We start from the raw sequence: 15,994 nt of genomic DNA, 5'->3' as shown, positions 1-15,994 counted from the left end.
GGTGTTCGCATTCCGCTCAAATCCCAGGAGATGATACGGATAAGCGCACGACTTTTTAAAACGACCCTTGCAATACGCAAATATTCATGACAAAAATCCGTTGCCGCAAAGGGGGACGTTGCTCCATGGATATACGCCGTACCATTCTCGATACCATTCCCAAGGAACTATGGATCGACCTTGAAGATCGTCACCGCGCCGAGGCGTTTAAGGCCCACGACGTTGTGATCACGAACATTCCGCTAAACGCCAAACGTAGCCGCGAGGTTGAGGGGCAAATTCGGTTTCGCCTGCAGGAACAGGGGTATGAAGAGGTGGTGCAGCTTCACGGCGGCCATCTGGTCGAGGACGGCATCATGCCCGGCACCGATTTACGCGTTTATCAGCCCTTCGCCCGCTTCCAGGGTCCCAAGGTTGGCGTCATTCTAGGCTTCGCCGCGATGCCGGAGCCGCGCAAGATGCCTGCGAAGAACATGTCACGCGCCGCCGGTGTGTCGTTGAACTGGCATCTGCAGCCAAGCATGTTCGATGACCCGAAGAGTGTGCGCGCAAACGATATCTTCGTGCTCTTTCTTACTGCCCGCGATCGCAACAAGGCCGGGATGATCGAGGAAATTGCGGTCGGGGTCATTGGCGCTGACTACAAGGACTTTCTGTTCTACGAATCGCTTGAGGACTTCCTACGCGGTTACGGTGAAGGGAGCGAAGCGCCGAATAATCCCGATGATTCCGGCGACCGCGGCGCCGACGTCAAGCTTCGCAAAACTCGCAAGCTGTTCTTGCCTCCAGAGGATCGCCCGGATAGCGACGTCGAGGACGGCTTAAGCGAATAAGTCGGTAGCACCGACAGACGTTGATTTTTCTCCGCTTCGCATCCCAGAAGGGTGCGAAGCCGCAAGGATTCCGGCCATGAGAATTGGTACTCCAGGATTCGTCCCAGCGAGGCTAACCGAGATCCGCCATGCGCGGCGTATTCCTTCTCGCGCTGCGCTTGCACGGCGTCTCAATTCAAGCGCCAGCACGGTGTCGCGATGGGAAGATGAAGATTCAGACCAGACACCAGACCCGGCCACACTTCTTCAACTCGCCGGCGAAATGCACGTCCGTCCCGAATATTTCCTACGTGAGACTTGTGAGAGTGACCGGCCAACTTTCTTGCGTTCGCTGTCGAGCACCCTTGTCCGGGACCTTGCATATCAAAAAGCGCAGATGCAGTGGCTGCATGAAGCCAGCTATATCATCAGCCATTATGTCGATCTGCCCGAGGTGGATATTCCGGATGTTCTGGCAGGCGCTGACTACACCCAGCTGCGTGATGCGGACATCGAGCAGATCGCCCTCGACCTTCGCAAACACTGGAAGCTCGGCGAAGGGCCGAGCGGCGATATGGTCACCCTAATGGAGCGCGTCGGCATTGTTGTTGCCACCATCCCGATGAACACGACGAAGCTCGATGGGCTTTGCAGCTGGTCTCCCATCGATGGTCGACCGCATGTGCTTCTCGCGACCGACAAGATGTCGTTCCCTCGCAGACAGATGGACGCAGCTCACGAGCTGGCGCACGCCATTCTTCATAGAGCGGTTCCAGCCGATGAGTTCGAGGCAAATCTTCGCATGATTGAGCGTCAGGCTTTTCGGCTTGGCAGCGCTTTCCTCATGCCGTCAACAAGCTATCCACATGAGGTTCGCCGCTGCTCGCTTGCGGTGTTAGCCAGCCTTAAGGAGAGGTGGCGGGTATCAATCAAGGCGCAGATCAAGCGCCTTTCCGATCTCGACATCATCCCTGAAGATTTGTCGCGTCAGCTTTACAAACTTTATTCGGCGAAGGGTTGGTCAAAGGGTGAACCGCTGGATCAACATTGGCCCCTCCAGCAACCGCGAGCTCTTCGCGACAGCCTCAACCTGATCGTTGACAATGGTGTGCGCAGTAAAGCGGACTTGCTTGCGACCGAGTTTACGATCTCGGCTGCCGACGTAGAGATGCTTTGCGGTCTTTCGTCAGGGTGGTTCGAACGCGACACGGCTGAGGTCGTGACGCTGAAGCGCGCTGCCTCGAAAGGTGAGGCTTCGTCGGAAGGCGAAGGCCAAGTCATCGCCTTTCCCGACCGCTCTCTGCGCTGACGCAGAGGTACAAGCCCCGCAAGGCGGAAGGATTCTTATCGAATTGTCGACATCCGCCATTTTTGGAAGGAGGGATTGGCTCCGCATCTAGGAGCCGTCCATGGATCAGCGCGAATCTTCGCCTCTTGCCATCATACAGGAACTATTCGCCTTCATGACTGCCCTCTGCGAGGATGCCAGCGATCTCGCCATGCAGGGGCAAGCGGAGGATGATGTCGAGCAAATCACGTCACTTGCCAATCGGCTGCGCGAAATGGGCCATCGTCTGACAGTGCTGAGCGATGCGGTGAATGCTATCACCGCACGCGCTTGAATCTCACCCGCCTCGCGCCGGGGATAAAAAATGTTTCGAAGCCCGCAGCGGCGATAGCCTTCCGTTGGGGCTCAGGGTTTGTGATCGTGTTCTGCCAGAACCGCTTACTGCTTGCATATGGCGGCAGCGGTGATCCGATCACCATTTCTATTTCTGCGAATGTCATTTCAAATTCGGGATATTCGCTGGCCTTCAAGTGCGGGGTCAGGGGATCGTATCTGCTTGCCTTCATGTGCTTCACGCTTGATTGGAGAGCTGCAATAGCGCGGCCGGATCGACGTTCAACGCCTCGGCCAACCTGCCCAATGCCCGAACGCTGGGATTGCGCGTTCCGCGCTCGAGATCGCTAACATAGGTGCGCTTCATATCCGCCGAATGGGCAAGCTCCTCCTGCGTCATGCCGCGCAGCAGCCGGTAATGCCGCACATTTTTGCCGAGGAGTTCGACCAAATCCATGCAGGGACATGGCAACAGCCCGTCGCAAATGTCTGTCCACCAGTCGTGTCATTTTCTGTTGCCACTCGAGGGTGTGATCGGGAATAGGGTGTGACACGATTAGGCGACATGGGGTTGGGGCTATGGCTCGATACGCGCAGAAAGAATGTTATGACTGTCACGGCGTCTTCCCGGGCAACCGTATGGTGCGGATCAGTGAAGAGCGGCGTTCCTACAGCGTTCGAGAAGGTCGTATGCAAAGCACCCGGGAAGGTGGCTATGTTATGCACGGAGGTCGATCCCCTGCACGAACCACAACGCATACCAGCACACGGGAGCTACTGATCTGTCGAGGCTGTCTATGGCGCAGACGACGGAACTTCTTGTTGAAGGCTATTTTGCTTTGTGGAGCCGTTGGAGCGTTTGCCATCTACAGCTCGAGCCAAAAATCCGGTAAGCGGGCCAAGCATTCACAAGCTGAACAGTCGCAAGAATCGCAGCTCGATCTTGAGGCGGTGCAGGCCGACAACAATCCTAATGCCATTCTGGATGATCAGCCTGAGGAACCGACTTCGCTGACAGCTGGCGAGGCGGTCACAAAGCAGCCGGAACAGGTCTATCACGCTGTCGAAGAAGATACGCCAGCTAACGCCGCAGCTCCGCCCCTCTCTCAGAAAGATGACGAACATGGGCGGGTGTTCGAGAGCGATTTAACTGCCCTGAATGAAGAGAGGTAACGGCTAATTTGGGGGCTCGGGGATCATTCGAAGAATTCATCTAGCGTCGCTCCCGCACCCGGCAAGGGGATAACCCGAACGTCTGCTAGGGTCCGCTGAACGGCGAGTTGTGCTTCCGTTTTCCACCCCACGTTCGTCCGGCAATAGCTGCATCGCACCTTATATGCATGCATGGCGTATTCCGACACACGCCATTCCAGCGCCAGCTGCCCGCATTTTTGGCAATGGGTAGGCTGCACTTGATCAGCCATTTTCCACCAACCGCCAGACGAGCCCTTCACGGCTGATCTTTCCTTCGTTCTTGAGAATCGTCAGCTGAGGGCTGAGGCTGGTGCGCGGAACGTCGTTGCGGCCATAAGCTTCAGAAAAGTAATCCAGCAGCTCGACCGCCGTGGCTCCGGCCCGGAAATGAGTTTGCAACGCCTCCATCGCTAAGGCCTTGATGCTCATCCTCGCGTAGCTGTTCGTAGTCTCACGGGCGGGCTTGGCAATCTCAAGCGGCGTTTCATCCGCTGCGACATCATCTCCAAGGGCTTCTATCGCTTTCTTCGCTCTTGCGAGGTTTGCCTCCAATGCGGCCACTTGAGCCCTAGCCGCCACTAGCTGCTCTTCCACCCTCCGGATGTACGCTGCTGTGTATTGAGAGAAGTTTTCCATGGGCGAGCGTCTAGCACGGGCTCTGCGGTATATCAAGATTACTGCATATGAATTATTAATAGTAAGGATTATAAGGCTTGACATGTGCGTGCGCTCTGCTAGGTGGAGTTCGCGCTTCTAGCGCAGCAACAACAACCCACCCCCACCACTTCATCCATCGGGGGCCATCTTGAGGAACATATTTTGACTACCGCAACCAACACCCCTGCCAATTATTCTTACTACATCGACGTCGAAGGGTACGGTGCGCCCCGTTACGGCACCTTGGACTTCCAAATGCTGTCCGAGATCGCTCCAAAGCATAGGGGTAGCTTCAAATCGGCTATCTTCGTGGATCGTATTGTCGGGATAAACCTGAGGCGCGAAACGCGTGCCGCCTTGTATAGCGAAAATGGGGAGTTAATCGCTCAACTGGAACTCAAAAGCACAGGAAAGCCCCGTAAGACCAAGCCGTCAAAATGGGTCGATCTGCAGGAGGATCTGACCTACCGATTTGAGTTCGAAAGCGAAGATCCAATCGATCTTGACACATTCGAGGTTCAAGCGATCGCGCATGAGCGGCACGGGGGCTCCTTTATGACCGCCATCGAAATCGGCGGTTGCCGGATTAATCCCGCTCGCTTCCACGACTTCAACTAATATATATTTTAAGGATTATTAAAAATAACATGACTCAGATTATCTATTCGAAGTACGACGCGATCATTCCTACGGCCCCTCACGTATCATATGTTTATCACATCGACGTCGAAGGTACCGGCGGTGAAACCTGCTTTGCTCCTGTTCCAGATCGCTTGGTGCCGCGCCTCAAGGCGAGGACGCCTGAGCAATTGGCTGATATGGTGCTGGAGGCAGATCACTGCCAGCGTCTTTGCGGGGGGCTGCTATTCCAGATGCCTAGGGGCTTAGATCACGAACTCGCCACTACCCATTGGGGCGTGGATGCGGCGTGTGACCATAGCGTAACAGTTCGCGATCGAGATAATCAGGTGTTGGCGGTAGCGAGGTTTTCGGCCGACCCTCAGTTGGATTTCGGATTCAGAAGGCCCGTGAGCGAAGCTGAGTTCGAGTTGGAATCCTACCAGGAGTTAGCGGTAAGATATACGCTGGAACTCGACGAGCCGTTGTGTCTCATGGAAATGAGACCAAATTTCAGCCACTTAAACGGGCGCAGCCTAATCGATGGCTTGATGTACCGTGGTAAGCGCCACTCTGGGGTTTACAGAGGTGTGGAAGATATGCGTGCTCCCTCAGCAAGGCTGCTGATCCATCACTGACTGCCGTGGCCCCCTCTCATCGAGGGGGCTCTGCCGCTCACTTACCGAACCGCTTCTTAAAAGTACTGACAGCGTTGGTGATGTGCGTGTCGAATTCACCGGCACGAACAGCGTCCCGCACGGTCTCGAAGGTTTTGACCAGCTCTTGCCGGTCCTTGACCCGGATGGCGGTTTTCCCCTTGGCGAGCTCCAGCGTCTGATTTCCATATTTGATCCAGACGATGATTGTCCCATCCTTGTCCTCCAGCCACCACGGACGAACGCGGGTACGGACAGGCGTTTCCGTAACTTCATCGCTTGCTTCGTCACGGACGCGGCGGAATTTGATCCGCTGGTAGCCTTTCCCAGATTCTGACGCCTGTGCGAGAGCGATCTGATCGCCGAGCCGGTCAATCAGCTTTTGGCGCATGGTGTTGATGCCACGGGTCCGCATTTCGGTGGCATTGGACTGGACGAGATTCAGCGAAGATAGCAGTGACATGGACAACCTCCTGTTTGTTGGTCGCCGCGCCGTCCGCAAGGTCGGCCCTTGGGACAACCGCTAATCTCTAACCTTGCAAGGCATTTCCCAACTCCCTGCCATACTCGGGGGTGGATGCGGAATGGCAAATGGCTGGCACGAAGTCACAGTGTAGCCAGCATTTAGGCCCGATTCCGGTCGCTCTAGGCAGCGGGGCTTTCCGGGGTTTCTCGTTTTGCCGCGTCATACCGGCTTCGGATGAGTCACTCATAGCTCGCAGTGGGAAAGGCCGGGCGCGAAAAAGCCCGGCACCTCGAAAGATGTCGGGCTAGGTTAGGGTCGCAATGCGAGCTGAAAGCCTGCTCAGCAGCCGAGCGCGTAATTCCGATGGATAGCAATAGCACCTATCCGAAAGAGCTAGTGTTGGCGCTTATGGGCAGACGAAGCCAGCGGCGTGGGAAGCGGACCGGAGAGAACTAGAAAAGACTCGCTGCTACAAAGATGGTATTATGCAGCCATCGCTGGCCCACCTGAGCCTGCCAGTGACAGAGAGATAGCTGCTCCCGCTCGCTGGGAGTCTTTATGCGCATCGAAACGCAATTCGAGTATCATGTCCGCCGCTCTTCTGAAGAGCACGCAGACTCCATCATATATGCTGGCTGGGTCACGGCACCACGACACCGATGGTCCGCACGAATGCACTTCGAACTGGCGCAAGCGGTCCAGTCCTCGTGGCGGCCTTTCCAATGATAGCGCATCAACGGCAACCTGCCACTCTTCCGGTGGAGCCGTAATCATCCCACGGGCGAACTTTGTTCCGCTCCTGCGTCCCTCGACTTCGATCTCAAGCTCGTCATCGTCGGCATCATCGCCGTCATGGTCGGCAGGCAACCACCTGTTTGATGGCTTCCATGCGGTCCATCCGGCGAAGTGGACGGATAACAGCGAATCTGCCGTCCGTCAGTATGTCTTATTTGGGTGGAGAGCCGATGGTCCGGCTTTTGCCTCAGTAGGAGCCAAACAGACTCTCGCACGCTAAGTCACCTGTCCAAGGAGCAGTTGCTACGGAGTTGCCTGCCGCGCGAAAAATGCAGCCGATTGGCTCGTTATATGATAAGATGATTCATCACCGGATTTTTTTGCAAGCGTTCCGTGACTGAGAGACTTGGGCGCTCCCGCTTGCATGACGGGAGTTTCTCCCATGATCACGATTACGAAACCCAAGCCGCGAGAGGCGGATCGGGCGGATGATTTCGTCAGCGCTGTGGCGCGGATCGCCTATGCTGGATCGGTCCACGGCTATGAAAAAATTGTGGCGGCGAGGCTTTGGCTAGCCACCCATATTCGGCGAGAGGCGAAGCTCACGGAAGGAGCAAATGCTTCACAATGGTGGAGCACTGCGCGGAATAATGAACTCACCAGCGCTCTCGACGACTGGGAAAATGAGGGCGGTCGCTGCTAGGCGAACGGTCAGCGGCGCTGCGCACCCCTGCGGCGCCAGTATGCACGGAATTCAGAATGATCAGATCGCAACCTTACTCGGAAACATTTAGACCTGGCCCCTGCGAAAGCCGCCATCCGTTGAAGGGCTTATTTTTTGTTTTTTTTCCTTTGCTCTGGTTGGCGGGATGCGAAGGCCCCGCTGAGCAGGCGGGAAAAAAGCAAGATGAGGCTGCTGCAAACGCATCGGGTATAGCTTATGAGGGCTCCGGTCCTGCAGAGAGAGCGGGTAAAGTGCAGGATCGAGCAAATAATGCCGCTCGAAAAGCTAGGCAGGCTTCTGCGGAAGCGCTGGAGGCCGAGGGAGAAAATTACCAGCGGCAAGCCGATGTTGAGGCCGAGGACCTCGAGGCGAAGGCAGCACAGTTACGCGATGCGGCGCGTGACCGGGCCAAGGCTCTTGATAAAGAAGCTGCCGCGATTGACCCATGAGCGAAGTTCGCAGTTCAAGCACGAACAACCACGTGCCGACATTCGCGGCAACCATGGCCGATGAGAGCAGCAGCCACGATTACCGTTCTGACAGCTCATCAAAGGCTTTATTGAGATGACGTATGTCAGTGCGGGTCAAAAGATCACCGCAAGCCACCTGATCTCGTGCAGTGGTTAGCAAATTCTCAAGATTTCTCAATTTTATCTGTGTTTTGTTCGGAACCAGCGGCAGCCTTGACTGACCTCTGATCATTACGGCTGCGAGATCCAAATGACTCATGGTAGGGTTCATCGTTCTCTCCATTTTAGGTTTATTCGTTTCAGAAAAGTCTCATCAACTGAAGAAAACAACGATAATAGTTGCAGCCATCAATACCAGAACTGCATTAAGAATGACTGCCCGCCCCAACGTGTCATCGCGAAATAGATCAGCGGACAACTGAAGGGTGGTGGCTTTCCGTCGAATGGTGAGCTTCGGTGTTTGCGGAACGCCGGTGGCAGTGCCGCCTTCGTTCTCCCAACAGTCCATAGCGGCTTGTAGATTGCGTTCGTTCTGTTGCGATAGGGCACGGGCGCGGAACGTTCGTTCCTGTGAAGCGCCAAGTGCGAGCCCCAGCCGCTCGACCCGGTCATGGAGAACAGTCTGCCGTAGTGGTAGCGGGAATGGGATATTTGGTGAGGTGGACATGTCACTCTCCTCGTCGAGCGGGAGCGCGATTGTCTCTCAGTCACGGCACGCACGCACAGGGTCGGAGCCGGGATGGGTCAGTATAACACGCTTGACCCGGACCACCTAACGTCGTTGTGGCGCATATCAGGGTGCCACCTGAATCATTCGTCTTCTTCGCCCCGCTCTTCCTTGTCGGCATCTGCACAGGCCTCGGGGCCTTGATCCCGTTGCCAAGCCGTGTCCCAGTACCCCCAAACCGCATCGTCGGCGTATTCCGCGACATTCCTGCCATCGGCAAACCTTTCCCCATTGATAGCGATCATCCTAGCCTTAAACCGCCGGCAGAATTCTTCCTTCGTGATGCCACTCACAGTGACTTCCTTTCAGGTCCACGTTCTTCGCAAGGGGCAAACCTTATATCAGCAAGACTATGCTAGACGTGATCTGTTCCTGTCACCCGTGCCTGGGGAGGAGGTGGGGCTGGCCTCTATCCGAGATGATCGCGATCAGTCGGGGTCATTCGCGCGGTATGGGCGGGGGAGGAATGGTTTGGGCCACCCCATCCGCGCATGGTATAATGTTAGTACGGAGGGCCGCGAAGTCAGGAGGGCAGTATGACGATCTCGAGCACTATGCGGAGTTGGAGCGACGTTGTGACCGTCACGCCCGGGGAGACGGTGTGGCATGTCCTTGAGCTGCTTGCCGATGAGCGCATCGGTGCGGTCCCGGTGTTGGACGGGGAGCGGATCGTCGGGGTCATGTCTGAACGTGATCTGATCTACGCACTTCGAACCAACGGCGCAGCGGTGATGGAATGGACCGTCGATCGGGTGATGACCTCACCCGTGCTCACTGTCGCCCCCGATACGGCGGTCATTGCCGCCCTGGCTCTGATGACAGGGCAGCGCGTCCGTCATCTCCCGGTGGTGGAGGGCGATCGGGTAGTTGGGTTCGTGTCGATTGGCGATCTTGTAAAATCACGGCTCGACCAGATCGAGCAAGAAGCTGGAGCGATGCGCGCCTACATCCAGGGCGACTATGAACGGCACATCTAATCCCCTAGGCCGAACGACTTGTGAGCGGACTGCCTGCTATTGGTCGATTTCGCTCAGGCCGCTTTCCGGACCGGGGATAGGCCGTCGTCTGGCAGGCGAAGCCGATAACGCCGGAAGATCTGTCAGTTCAGCCCGCAGCATTTCTTATATTTCTTGCCTGATCCGCATGGGCACGGATCGTTGCGTCCAACCTTGTCTCCCTTTGCGGAGACTGGTCGATGCTGATCGTTTTCCAACCGCCATTCATGTAGCAGTTGAACCCAGATAGGGATGAAATCAGGAGCTTCCCTGTCCCATCGATCTTCCTCGGCTTCCTCTAGCGTGACTCTGCCACTTGAAAAAGCGGCCAGTTCCGAAATTCCCGCTACTGCCGCCTTTGGACCTTCATCGTCACTGGCCTTAATACGGTTCCACCCTCTGGGGGCCAGCTTCATGGCTTTGGAAAAACCCTCGATCCAAAGCTCCCACAGCGTCTCGTTTGTTCGGGTGTCGACTTCGAAGATGGGTTCGTACTCGCCGGGATGATCGAGGGAGGACAGGATTCCATTATAGTGCCGCATCACCAGATCGAAAAAATGTTGAAGGCTCTTTTCATTATAGAATTTGGGTGCGTCGCGGCCCCATATGGATTTAAACCAAGCGGAAGGGTTGATGAGATCGGGACTGACGATGATGCCGGTGAGAAAGCCGTCCAGTTCCGAGAGCAACATGCCGTCATCGGATTGATTGAGCAGTAGGTCGTCGAGTTCATCAAGATAGCTATCCATGGCGGCGATCCTAACCCGCGATATGGTGACCGGCCATCTACATTCGGCCTATTCGTCCGCGAAATGGCCTCTGTTCCGCCGTGACCGTACTGTGGTCAAAATAGGATGCCCTTTTCTCCCTTAACATTTTGATTTTTATAGGAAAAACTTGGATCAGTTTGTTTGTCAAACAGGGGTGAAAACAAATAAAGATGGTGTAAAATCAAGGCATTAAATGAAGAAATGTTCTTCGTAATGATGGGGTCACGTGTTCGAGTCACGTAAGCGGCACCAGTCCTTCAGTAGGAAATCCCTGAAAACCCTAGCGAAGTGCCTTTCGGCTTATGGCCGGAGATTGCCTAGTTTATTGGGCTTTTGGCTTGATCCAGTGGGTTCCCAGTGGGTGAAGCGTGGGGCGGACATAGGAGGCGATTTTTGTGATGATCATTTTCTCTACCATCAATATTCGGGTAATTAACTGAATTTGATTCAGGGGTAGGCAGTGTTGACGACGATGGCTTACGGAGAGCGAGTCTTCTTTACGTATGTTTGGGGAGCGCCTGGTGAACCCGCATCACCATTGACGTTCGCCTCAAAGGCCAGCCGAACCCAGGCACGGAATGTGCTGACTGAAGGCGATCTGGTATTCACGGTATGTACCCGGCGCGAGCCGACGCCCAGTGATCTCTGGGGGCGCGTAGTAGGTTTGTTCTGTGTGTCGGACTTAGAGGTCAACACTCAGGATTATGAACTGCCACGACGGCTCGACCGCCCAGAATTTGACGCGATAACGCGCTTTCCCTTTGCGCTTCACCCGCTAAACGTATGGGAAATCACGAGTCCGGATAATATGTTTTCCGAACTTGTAGGACCACTGACGTCCACGCATCATTTGCAGGCACAATCCAACCTTGTTGAGCTAGACGCTGCGACCGCTGCTCCGCTGATGGCGCTGTCCCGGCGGGAGGTCGAACCTGAGTGGCCCAAGTCGGAGTTCGGAAGGGGCTTGGTTGCCCGAAAGAACAGCAAGCTCGCCCCCAAACATCAGGGGACTTTTACAGGAGCCTTCGCGGACCATTCTATCTGGTTTGTTTACACCCTCGTCCTTCGGAATGCCTCCGGCAAGGCCTTGGCTGTTAAGGTGGGTTATTCCAATGATCCCCGTGCGCGGGCGGAAGTGCATAACGTACCGCTTGCGACCGAGGTTACAGGCCTTGAATGGAGCGTCGATCTACAACAGCCTGCATCGTCAGAGGATATGGCAAGGACTGTAGAACAGGCAGTTCTTCGAAAATACGATCGACATCGCTTGGCTAGCAATGGCGAAATTCTGAATATCAATGATCCAATGGCGGTCGCATCGTCCGTTGCCCAAGAAATGCGGCTGCTACGCGAATAGCCGAAAGTCCCTCTTACCAATCGGTCAATTCACTGGCCTCCGGATCAATTGTCACGGCCTTGCTGAAGGCGGCTCAAACGCGATGCCAGCTGCATGCAGGCGCGCAAAAATGTCTCCTGTTCCGAAGTCCCAGCCGATTGGCATAGTGTCCTTCAATCCCAACCCCCCAAAGTTAGGGCCGGTGTCAAGGCGTCTACATTCTTCCTCAGTGATCATGATGATGGCTAGGAACGGTCTGATCGTTCGCGCTACCTCTTCAACTGAAATGCCCTTTTCAAGTTTGGCGAGGCACCGGTTACGTAGGAAGGCGCATGGCACAACGTGCTCGGGGTGGTTTCCACCATTCTTGCCGTAGCCCGTCGGCACAAACTCTGCAGCCACGAAGAATTCGAAGCATCGCGAGTGCGCGCCCTCTTTGGCGAGGCGGGTTTGCTGCAGGTATCGCACGAGGCGGACGAAGCAACGCTGAATGATCTTCTCAGTGTCGCTCACCGGCTGGAAAGGTCTTACCGCGCTCTGGCAGAGATTGGCTAAATTCGCTTCCATCTCTGCATCGAAGGCGGATGCAGCATGTTGCAATTCCAACCATTGCGCCATTTCGACCGCGGCCTCGGACAACGAAAGTCCACGATGCCGAAAGAAGTCATGGAGCACCAGATTTCGGATCAGTACGTTCCCTATGTTTGCGGGACTGAGCAATTTAATGGCACCCGTGTTTCCGTCGGACCCTTCCTCCCACATTTCCCAAAAGTATCGGACTGTTTCAAATATCTTCTGGACATAGGCGGTGCGCTCTGCGGATGTGGCTTGGACGATCATGTCTCGCGTCCTGAACGAATTGGGTAAGTTGCACCAGTACCTTGGCTTTATCGGCCGGGTTTTCCCTACTGAAAGCGCTTTGAGATGGGGCCGTTGCGGATTCCCAATGGGAAACGCTTTGGGCTTGTGATGCGGCGGGTCGGAGGGATTTTTGGTTCGTCTCCCCCTGATCACACGTTTCAAGACCTTATTGCGCGTTAGCGATCCATATGGTTTTGCGGTGTATGACCATTCACATGCCGCCGCATGTTGTCGCACGACGTTTGTTGCGGACAGCTCACCAAAATGCTCTTACTTTCAGTCGTTTGACGCGCCAATTGTTCGAGATGATTGGTATCGCCGCCCAAGGAGCCAAAGACCAGGATACTTGGTTTCGTCAAATCGTGCGTCGGCATGGAAATTTTCTTTGCGAAGCTGGGGGAGGTGGCCACGACCTGTCGCTAAGCAGCATGGGGGCAACATCCTGCGGATATCTAGTTCGCCCGTTTGCTCTTGGACAAGGTGCGTCTGAGTCCGAAGGGGTATACTTGGAACAAGCAATGATGTTGCTGCGTGCCGAGGCCTTGGCGCGACGCAAAAGGCTTAGAATATCAGAGGCATGTTTGCCTATCGCCTTCACGCGCCACGCTATTGAACGCATTTTAGAACGAGCACAGGTCGAGGAGGAGGCTATGATCCCTCGGCTGTTAGGGGAAGCGCCGAATTTGACGGCAGCGCTCGCCTTGACGCTGGCCTTCGACATTGACGTTTTCATGCAGAATGATCGCCATTCGACACGAATGGTGGCAATTCCGGCGTTTGATGGCTTGTTGTTGGCGCGAGTGCGGTTGGTCAGTGCTCTGAAATCTGCCCCTCAGATCGGCTATTCTGTTTCAGTATCCCCTCGGGACACTCGGCAGCCGTACTTGAACCGCGATTTGTTCTTGTCCAGCGCTATTACGGGTCTATCTGAAGATGACGATACAGGCGTTTTTTATGTCTGGTGCTTGACCAGCTACCTTCATTCATCCGACCTGCGCCCGGAGCAGTCGGATTATCGACTAGCCTTCCTCGACCTGATGCAGAGAGTTGGTCTGAAAGAAATGACGAGACTTGCCGGGCTCTATTTTGACCCCGAAAACGTCGATCCTGAACGATGGGAGCGGCTAAATCTGGGGGAGCAGATACGATCGCTTACTGGTCAACTGCAGGCATCGGTCCGTTCGGGATGGCTGAAGGCGGAACCCCGTTATCCGGTATCTTACCTCTATCCTTTTAAAATGAAGGCGTCTCACTTTAAAGCGGACTTCTTGGCAGAGGTCGCGGCCAGTGGCTTTGAACTCTGAATTGGGGCGTGTAAAACTCAAAAATTCATTTCGTTTCGTATACGCAACTAACGGTATCTTATATGAACGTGCGGACTCAAACGCCTGCTGCGAAGCTGCTCTAATCCCGCCAGAAAAGCACTGCCTTCCGTGAAAGCCGGAGGGCTGTTCCATTCAATCGAGCAAGCATCCCAGTGGGCAGTTCAATGCCAAGGCGATGCGCTCAATCACCGTAATGGTTGGGTTTCGCACCACTCGTTCAATCCCGCTGATGTAGGTTCGATCGAGGCCGCACTCATCTGCCAGCACCTCCTGCGACCAGCCGCGTTCCTTGCGCAGCCTTTTCATATTCACAGCCAATCTTCGCCGGACATCCATCGGCCAGACTGAACCGAAACGTGGTTGATGGTACCACGGACTATGAATCTCATTTTTGCTAGCCTTGGCAGCATGTTCCGATAAATCAGATCGGGACGTGGATGCCTCACCGCGCCGTCATTTGGACGGTCAACTCCACGAAAGAAGGAAATGCCATGAAGAAAATTATACTCGTACTGTGTCTGGCGGTCCTGTCCGCCTGCACCACGCCCGCCGATGTGTCGAAGCCCCTGACGGCTGGCAGTGATAAGAACGCCAAGTTCGACATTCAGGATACGGCCAACGGCTTCACGGTCGATGTCCGTTATTCCCGCTATCAGTTCATCCCCGAAGCTGACGCGCTGTTGGTGGCCTGCCGATCCATCGCAACGTCGCGAGCCTATGAAGAGGCCAAACAGCGTGGCCGAGAAATCCAGCCCATCAATGAACAGACCATCCGGGTTTCGGTGGGGCGCAATGCTTTCAACGGCCGGACGGCTTGCCGGGCCTTTGTCGAAGCCGTTTGGAAGGACGCGTGAGATGGAATACGAATATAAGGTCATCGACGTTGCCGATGGCTCGATCAGTTCTGCATTGTTGGGCGAGGGCCGGATCGAAACCAACGTTCTGGAAGCCTATATCAATGCGATGGCGGCGCAGGGCTGGCGCATGGTGTTCATGACGAAGGTGATGCAGCGGCATCTTGTCGTCAGCGATCGGGAAACCTTGATGATCACCTTCGAGCGTCGCGTTCCCGAAGCGGAAAGGGAAGCTCGTGCCGCCCGGTGCATTGATGACGTGATTGCCGCCGAAGATCAGGCCAAGCGGGTTGGTGGCAAGGCTGCGGCTGGCGCGGTCGCTCTCGCCATGGCTCCCGCCGTGATCGGAACCGTCCTCAGCAACTTGGGGAATGAATGATGGATATTCAGGAACAGGTTGCCGCTCGCCGTGTCCAGTTGGCGCAGCGGGAGGAAGATCAAAAGGCGGCGGATGCAGCGGAAGCGGCCGCGCGAGAGGCTGAACGGCGGCAACAGGAAAGGGACGCTCTCGATACCATCGCCAGCGACATAGGGCTCACGGTCGAGGGTAGCGAATTGGCGCTTCCCCGACAGCCCATTCCACTGCTTGATACGGAAGGGCTCAAACAGTCCAAGATCGATGCCCTACTCAAACGGGAAGCTCGTAAACGCTGGACGGCTGGTGAGAACTGGCAGGTGATCGGCTCTATCGTCGGGGGCATTTGCCTTATTCACCTCGGCGGGCTTGGGTTTGTCCCGTTGCTGTTCGGCCTGTGGCGTCGATCAGCCATCAACCGAAAACATCGATCCGCCGTCAGGGCCGATTATCCCGCCATATTCGTCTAACCAACGAGCCTCCGGATGACCTCCGGGGGCTTTATTTTTAGGAGCTTGGCATGAGCTACTGGCCAACCTTCATTGCCGATTAATGGAGCGGATCATAACGGGCCTGCTGCTGTTCGGGGCCATAGTGGTAGCGGCAAAGCTCGCTATCCTTCTCCTGATCCTGGCTGGCCTGATCTTCCGAACTAAGGAAACGCTGGGTCTGCTGCTGGTGCTGGGCGGATGGCATCTGCTCCTGCACTATCCGCTGGTAGCGGGCGTTCCCATCGGCATCCTCGTGCTCATCGGTATCTACAAGGCGATGACCAAGCCTGATCCGTCCGGCTGATCCGCCATACTATCTCTCAAACA

The 15,994-nt window shown here is 55.5% G+C and carries 24 protein-coding genes; 15 read left to right on the top strand and 9 right to left on the bottom strand.

Annotated elements, in window-relative coordinates; translation table 11 throughout:
- The first annotated feature begins 125 nt into the window (after window positions 1-125).
- From ACZ5TB_RS08835 to ACZ5TB_RS08825, 3 genes are all read left to right on the top strand, one after another.
- On the top strand, window positions 126-833 hold the full coding sequence (locus tag ACZ5TB_RS08835) for a hypothetical protein (RefSeq protein WP_464790956.1): 708 nt from the start codon (window positions 126-128) through the stop codon (window positions 831-833).
- A gap of 76 nt (window positions 834-909) precedes the next feature.
- Window positions 910-2,121 carry a helix-turn-helix domain-containing protein gene (locus ACZ5TB_RS08830; protein ID WP_464790955.1) on the top strand — a complete coding sequence of 404 codons (1,212 nt, stop codon included), beginning with the start codon at window positions 910-912 and terminating at the stop codon, window positions 2,119-2,121.
- Window positions 2,122-2,221: 100 nt separating this feature from the next.
- Window positions 2,222-2,434, top strand: coding sequence for a hypothetical protein (locus tag ACZ5TB_RS08825; RefSeq protein ID WP_464790954.1), 213 nt, complete (start codon window positions 2,222-2,224; stop codon window positions 2,432-2,434).
- On the opposite strand, the gene ACZ5TB_RS08820 is transcribed toward ACZ5TB_RS08825, so the two are convergent.
- Both ACZ5TB_RS08820 and ACZ5TB_RS08815 read right to left on the bottom strand, forming a co-directional pair.
- On the bottom strand, window positions 2,418-2,666 hold the full coding sequence (locus ACZ5TB_RS08820) for a DUF7662 domain-containing protein (RefSeq protein ID WP_464790953.1): 249 nt from the start codon (window positions 2,664-2,666) through the stop codon (window positions 2,418-2,420). The two genes, ACZ5TB_RS08825 and ACZ5TB_RS08820, sit on opposite strands and share 17 nt — an antisense overlap.
- A 5-nt stretch (window positions 2,667-2,671) precedes the next feature.
- The gene (locus ACZ5TB_RS08815) at window positions 2,672-2,890 is read right to left on the bottom strand and encodes a helix-turn-helix domain-containing protein (RefSeq protein ID WP_464790952.1); all 219 of its coding nucleotides are present in this window, start codon (window positions 2,888-2,890) and stop codon (window positions 2,672-2,674) included.
- A 365-nt stretch (window positions 2,891-3,255) separates the two neighbouring features.
- Between ACZ5TB_RS08815 and ACZ5TB_RS08810 the strand changes: the two genes are divergently transcribed.
- A complete protein-coding gene (locus ACZ5TB_RS08810; RefSeq protein ID WP_464790951.1) occupies window positions 3,256-3,606 on the top strand; it encodes a hypothetical protein in 351 nt (116 codons plus the stop codon).
- A 243-nt stretch (window positions 3,607-3,849) separates the two neighbouring features.
- Here ACZ5TB_RS08810 and ACZ5TB_RS08805 read toward each other — a convergent pair whose 3' ends face one another.
- Window positions 3,850-4,263 carry a hypothetical protein gene (locus ACZ5TB_RS08805; RefSeq protein ID WP_464790950.1) on the bottom strand — a complete coding sequence of 138 codons (414 nt, stop codon included), beginning with the start codon at window positions 4,261-4,263 and terminating at the stop codon, window positions 3,850-3,852.
- A gap of 102 nt (window positions 4,264-4,365) precedes the next feature.
- Here ACZ5TB_RS08805 and ACZ5TB_RS08800 point away from each other — a divergent pair, with 102 nt between their 5' ends.
- Both ACZ5TB_RS08800 and ACZ5TB_RS08795 read left to right on the top strand, forming a co-directional pair.
- A complete protein-coding gene (locus ACZ5TB_RS08800) occupies window positions 4,366-4,902 on the top strand; it encodes a hypothetical protein (protein ID WP_464790949.1) in 537 nt (178 codons plus the stop codon).
- 29 nt (window positions 4,903-4,931) lie between these two features.
- Window positions 4,932-5,540, top strand: coding sequence for a hypothetical protein (locus ACZ5TB_RS08795; protein ID WP_464790948.1), 609 nt, complete (start codon window positions 4,932-4,934; stop codon window positions 5,538-5,540).
- 37 nt (window positions 5,541-5,577) lie between these two features.
- On the opposite strand, the gene ACZ5TB_RS08790 is transcribed toward ACZ5TB_RS08795, so the two are convergent.
- Complete coding sequence (locus tag ACZ5TB_RS08790; RefSeq protein WP_464790947.1) at window positions 5,578-6,021, bottom strand: DUF6641 family protein; 444 nt, start codon at window positions 6,019-6,021, stop codon at window positions 5,578-5,580.
- Window positions 6,022-7,201: 1,180 nt separating this feature from the next.
- Here ACZ5TB_RS08790 and ACZ5TB_RS08785 point away from each other — a divergent pair.
- Window positions 7,202-7,462: a hypothetical protein gene (locus ACZ5TB_RS08785; protein WP_464790946.1), complete on the top strand. Its 261-nt coding sequence runs from the start codon at window positions 7,202-7,204 to the stop codon at window positions 7,460-7,462.
- 56 nt (window positions 7,463-7,518) lie between these two features.
- On the top strand, window positions 7,519-7,932 hold the full coding sequence (locus ACZ5TB_RS08780; RefSeq protein ID WP_464790945.1) for a hypothetical protein: 414 nt from the start codon (window positions 7,519-7,521) through the stop codon (window positions 7,930-7,932).
- 334 nt (window positions 7,933-8,266) lie between these two features.
- On the opposite strand, the gene ACZ5TB_RS08775 is transcribed toward ACZ5TB_RS08780, so the two are convergent.
- Window positions 8,267-8,620: a hypothetical protein gene (locus ACZ5TB_RS08775; RefSeq protein ID WP_464790944.1), complete on the bottom strand. Its 354-nt coding sequence runs from the start codon at window positions 8,618-8,620 to the stop codon at window positions 8,267-8,269.
- Window positions 8,621-8,763: 143 nt separating this feature from the next.
- Window positions 8,764-8,973: a hypothetical protein gene (locus ACZ5TB_RS08770; RefSeq protein ID WP_464790943.1), complete on the bottom strand. Its 210-nt coding sequence runs from the start codon at window positions 8,971-8,973 to the stop codon at window positions 8,764-8,766.
- 243 nt (window positions 8,974-9,216) lie between these two features.
- Between ACZ5TB_RS08770 and ACZ5TB_RS08765 the strand changes: the two genes are divergently transcribed.
- Window positions 9,217-9,657 carry a CBS domain-containing protein gene (locus tag ACZ5TB_RS08765; protein ID WP_464790942.1) on the top strand — a complete coding sequence of 147 codons (441 nt, stop codon included), beginning with the start codon at window positions 9,217-9,219 and terminating at the stop codon, window positions 9,655-9,657.
- Window positions 9,658-9,779: 122 nt separating this feature from the next.
- On the opposite strand, the gene ACZ5TB_RS08760 is transcribed toward ACZ5TB_RS08765, so the two are convergent.
- Window positions 9,780-10,424, bottom strand: coding sequence for a UPF0149 family protein (locus ACZ5TB_RS08760; protein ID WP_464790941.1), 645 nt, complete (start codon window positions 10,422-10,424; stop codon window positions 9,780-9,782).
- A 601-nt stretch (window positions 10,425-11,025) separates the two neighbouring features.
- Between ACZ5TB_RS08760 and ACZ5TB_RS08755 the strand changes: the two genes are divergently transcribed.
- Window positions 11,026-11,802: a GIY-YIG nuclease family protein gene (locus ACZ5TB_RS08755; RefSeq protein WP_464790940.1), complete on the top strand. Its 777-nt coding sequence runs from the start codon at window positions 11,026-11,028 to the stop codon at window positions 11,800-11,802.
- Between the two features lie 51 nt (window positions 11,803-11,853).
- Here the strand turns inward: ACZ5TB_RS08755 and ACZ5TB_RS08750 are convergent, their stop codons facing one another.
- Window positions 11,854-12,621: a hypothetical protein gene (locus ACZ5TB_RS08750; RefSeq protein ID WP_464790939.1), complete on the bottom strand. Its 768-nt coding sequence runs from the start codon at window positions 12,619-12,621 to the stop codon at window positions 11,854-11,856.
- Between the two features lie 224 nt (window positions 12,622-12,845).
- Between ACZ5TB_RS08750 and ACZ5TB_RS08745 the strand changes: the two genes are divergently transcribed.
- Window positions 12,846-13,946 (top strand): hypothetical protein, encoded by a 1,101-nt coding sequence (locus ACZ5TB_RS08745; protein WP_464790938.1) that lies wholly within the window; start codon window positions 12,846-12,848, stop codon window positions 13,944-13,946.
- Window positions 13,947-14,099: 153 nt separating this feature from the next.
- Here ACZ5TB_RS08745 and ACZ5TB_RS08740 read toward each other — a convergent pair whose 3' ends face one another.
- Window positions 14,100-14,273, bottom strand: a complete 174-nt coding sequence (locus tag ACZ5TB_RS08740) for a helix-turn-helix domain-containing protein (RefSeq protein WP_464790937.1) — start codon at window positions 14,271-14,273, stop codon at window positions 14,100-14,102.
- A gap of 185 nt (window positions 14,274-14,458) precedes the next feature.
- Here ACZ5TB_RS08740 and ACZ5TB_RS08735 point away from each other — a divergent pair, with 185 nt between their 5' ends.
- The 4 genes from ACZ5TB_RS08735 (at window position 14,459) to ACZ5TB_RS08720 (ending at window position 15,971) form a co-directional block, all read left to right on the top strand.
- On the top strand, window positions 14,459-14,821 hold the full coding sequence (locus ACZ5TB_RS08735) for a hypothetical protein (RefSeq protein WP_464790936.1): 363 nt from the start codon (window positions 14,459-14,461) through the stop codon (window positions 14,819-14,821).
- Between the two features lies 1 nt (window position 14,822).
- The gene (locus ACZ5TB_RS08730) at window positions 14,823-15,200 is read left to right on the top strand and encodes a DUF4177 domain-containing protein (RefSeq protein ID WP_464790935.1); all 378 of its coding nucleotides are present in this window, start codon (window positions 14,823-14,825) and stop codon (window positions 15,198-15,200) included.
- Window positions 15,197-15,646 carry a hypothetical protein gene (locus tag ACZ5TB_RS08725; RefSeq protein WP_464790934.1) on the top strand — a complete coding sequence of 150 codons (450 nt, stop codon included), beginning with the start codon at window positions 15,197-15,199 and terminating at the stop codon, window positions 15,644-15,646. Before ACZ5TB_RS08730 ends, ACZ5TB_RS08725 begins: the two co-directional genes overlap by 4 nt.
- Window positions 15,647-15,728: 82 nt before the next feature.
- Complete coding sequence (locus tag ACZ5TB_RS08720) at window positions 15,729-15,971, top strand: hypothetical protein (RefSeq protein WP_464790933.1); 243 nt, start codon at window positions 15,729-15,731, stop codon at window positions 15,969-15,971.
- Window positions 15,972-15,994: the final 23 nt, after the last annotated feature.

The sequence above is a fragment of the Sphingobium sp. TomTYG74 genome, assembly GCF_055393875.1.
This window is presented reverse-complemented; position numbering and strand designations above follow the sequence as displayed.

What these genes read in the sequence shown, in the direction of transcription:
- ACZ5TB_RS08835 (WP_464790956.1), top strand. Translation starts at nt 126, where the DNA reads ATGGATATACGCCGTACCATTCTCGATACCATTCCCAAGGAACTATGG.
- ACZ5TB_RS08830 (WP_464790955.1), top strand. Translation starts at nt 910, where the DNA reads ATGAGAATTGGTACTCCAGGATTCGTCCCAGCGAGGCTAACCGAGATC.
- ACZ5TB_RS08825 (WP_464790954.1), top strand. Translation starts at nt 2,222, where the DNA reads ATGGATCAGCGCGAATCTTCGCCTCTTGCCATCATACAGGAACTATTC.
- ACZ5TB_RS08820 (WP_464790953.1), bottom strand. Translation starts at nt 2,666, where the DNA reads ATGAAGGCAAGCAGATACGATCCCCTGACCCCGCACTTGAAGGCCAGC.
- ACZ5TB_RS08815 (WP_464790952.1), bottom strand. Translation starts at nt 2,890, where the DNA reads ATGGATTTGGTCGAACTCCTCGGCAAAAATGTGCGGCATTACCGGCTG.
- ACZ5TB_RS08805 (WP_464790950.1), bottom strand. Translation starts at nt 4,263, where the DNA reads ATGGAAAACTTCTCTCAATACACAGCAGCGTACATCCGGAGGGTGGAA.
- ACZ5TB_RS08795 (WP_464790948.1), top strand. Translation starts at nt 4,932, where the DNA reads ATGACTCAGATTATCTATTCGAAGTACGACGCGATCATTCCTACGGCC.
- ACZ5TB_RS08790 (WP_464790947.1), bottom strand. Translation starts at nt 6,021, where the DNA reads ATGTCACTGCTATCTTCGCTGAATCTCGTCCAGTCCAATGCCACCGAA.
- ACZ5TB_RS08785 (WP_464790946.1), top strand. Translation starts at nt 7,202, where the DNA reads ATGATCACGATTACGAAACCCAAGCCGCGAGAGGCGGATCGGGCGGAT.
- ACZ5TB_RS08780 (WP_464790945.1), top strand. Translation starts at nt 7,519, where the DNA reads ATGATCAGATCGCAACCTTACTCGGAAACATTTAGACCTGGCCCCTGC.
- ACZ5TB_RS08775 (WP_464790944.1), bottom strand. Translation starts at nt 8,620, where the DNA reads ATGTCCACCTCACCAAATATCCCATTCCCGCTACCACTACGGCAGACT.
- ACZ5TB_RS08765 (WP_464790942.1), top strand. Translation starts at nt 9,217, where the DNA reads ATGACGATCTCGAGCACTATGCGGAGTTGGAGCGACGTTGTGACCGTC.
- ACZ5TB_RS08760 (WP_464790941.1), bottom strand. Translation starts at nt 10,424, where the DNA reads ATGGATAGCTATCTTGATGAACTCGACGACCTACTGCTCAATCAATCC.
- ACZ5TB_RS08750 (WP_464790939.1), bottom strand. Translation starts at nt 12,621, where the DNA reads ATGATCGTCCAAGCCACATCCGCAGAGCGCACCGCCTATGTCCAGAAG.
- ACZ5TB_RS08745 (WP_464790938.1), top strand. Translation starts at nt 12,846, where the DNA reads ATGACCATTCACATGCCGCCGCATGTTGTCGCACGACGTTTGTTGCGG.
- ACZ5TB_RS08740 (WP_464790937.1), bottom strand. Translation starts at nt 14,273, where the DNA reads ATGAAAAGGCTGCGCAAGGAACGCGGCTGGTCGCAGGAGGTGCTGGCA.
- ACZ5TB_RS08735 (WP_464790936.1), top strand. Translation starts at nt 14,459, where the DNA reads ATGAAGAAAATTATACTCGTACTGTGTCTGGCGGTCCTGTCCGCCTGC.
- ACZ5TB_RS08730 (WP_464790935.1), top strand. Translation starts at nt 14,823, where the DNA reads ATGGAATACGAATATAAGGTCATCGACGTTGCCGATGGCTCGATCAGT.
- ACZ5TB_RS08725 (WP_464790934.1), top strand. Translation starts at nt 15,197, where the DNA reads ATGATGGATATTCAGGAACAGGTTGCCGCTCGCCGTGTCCAGTTGGCG.
- ACZ5TB_RS08720 (WP_464790933.1), top strand. Translation starts at nt 15,729, where the DNA reads ATGGAGCGGATCATAACGGGCCTGCTGCTGTTCGGGGCCATAGTGGTA.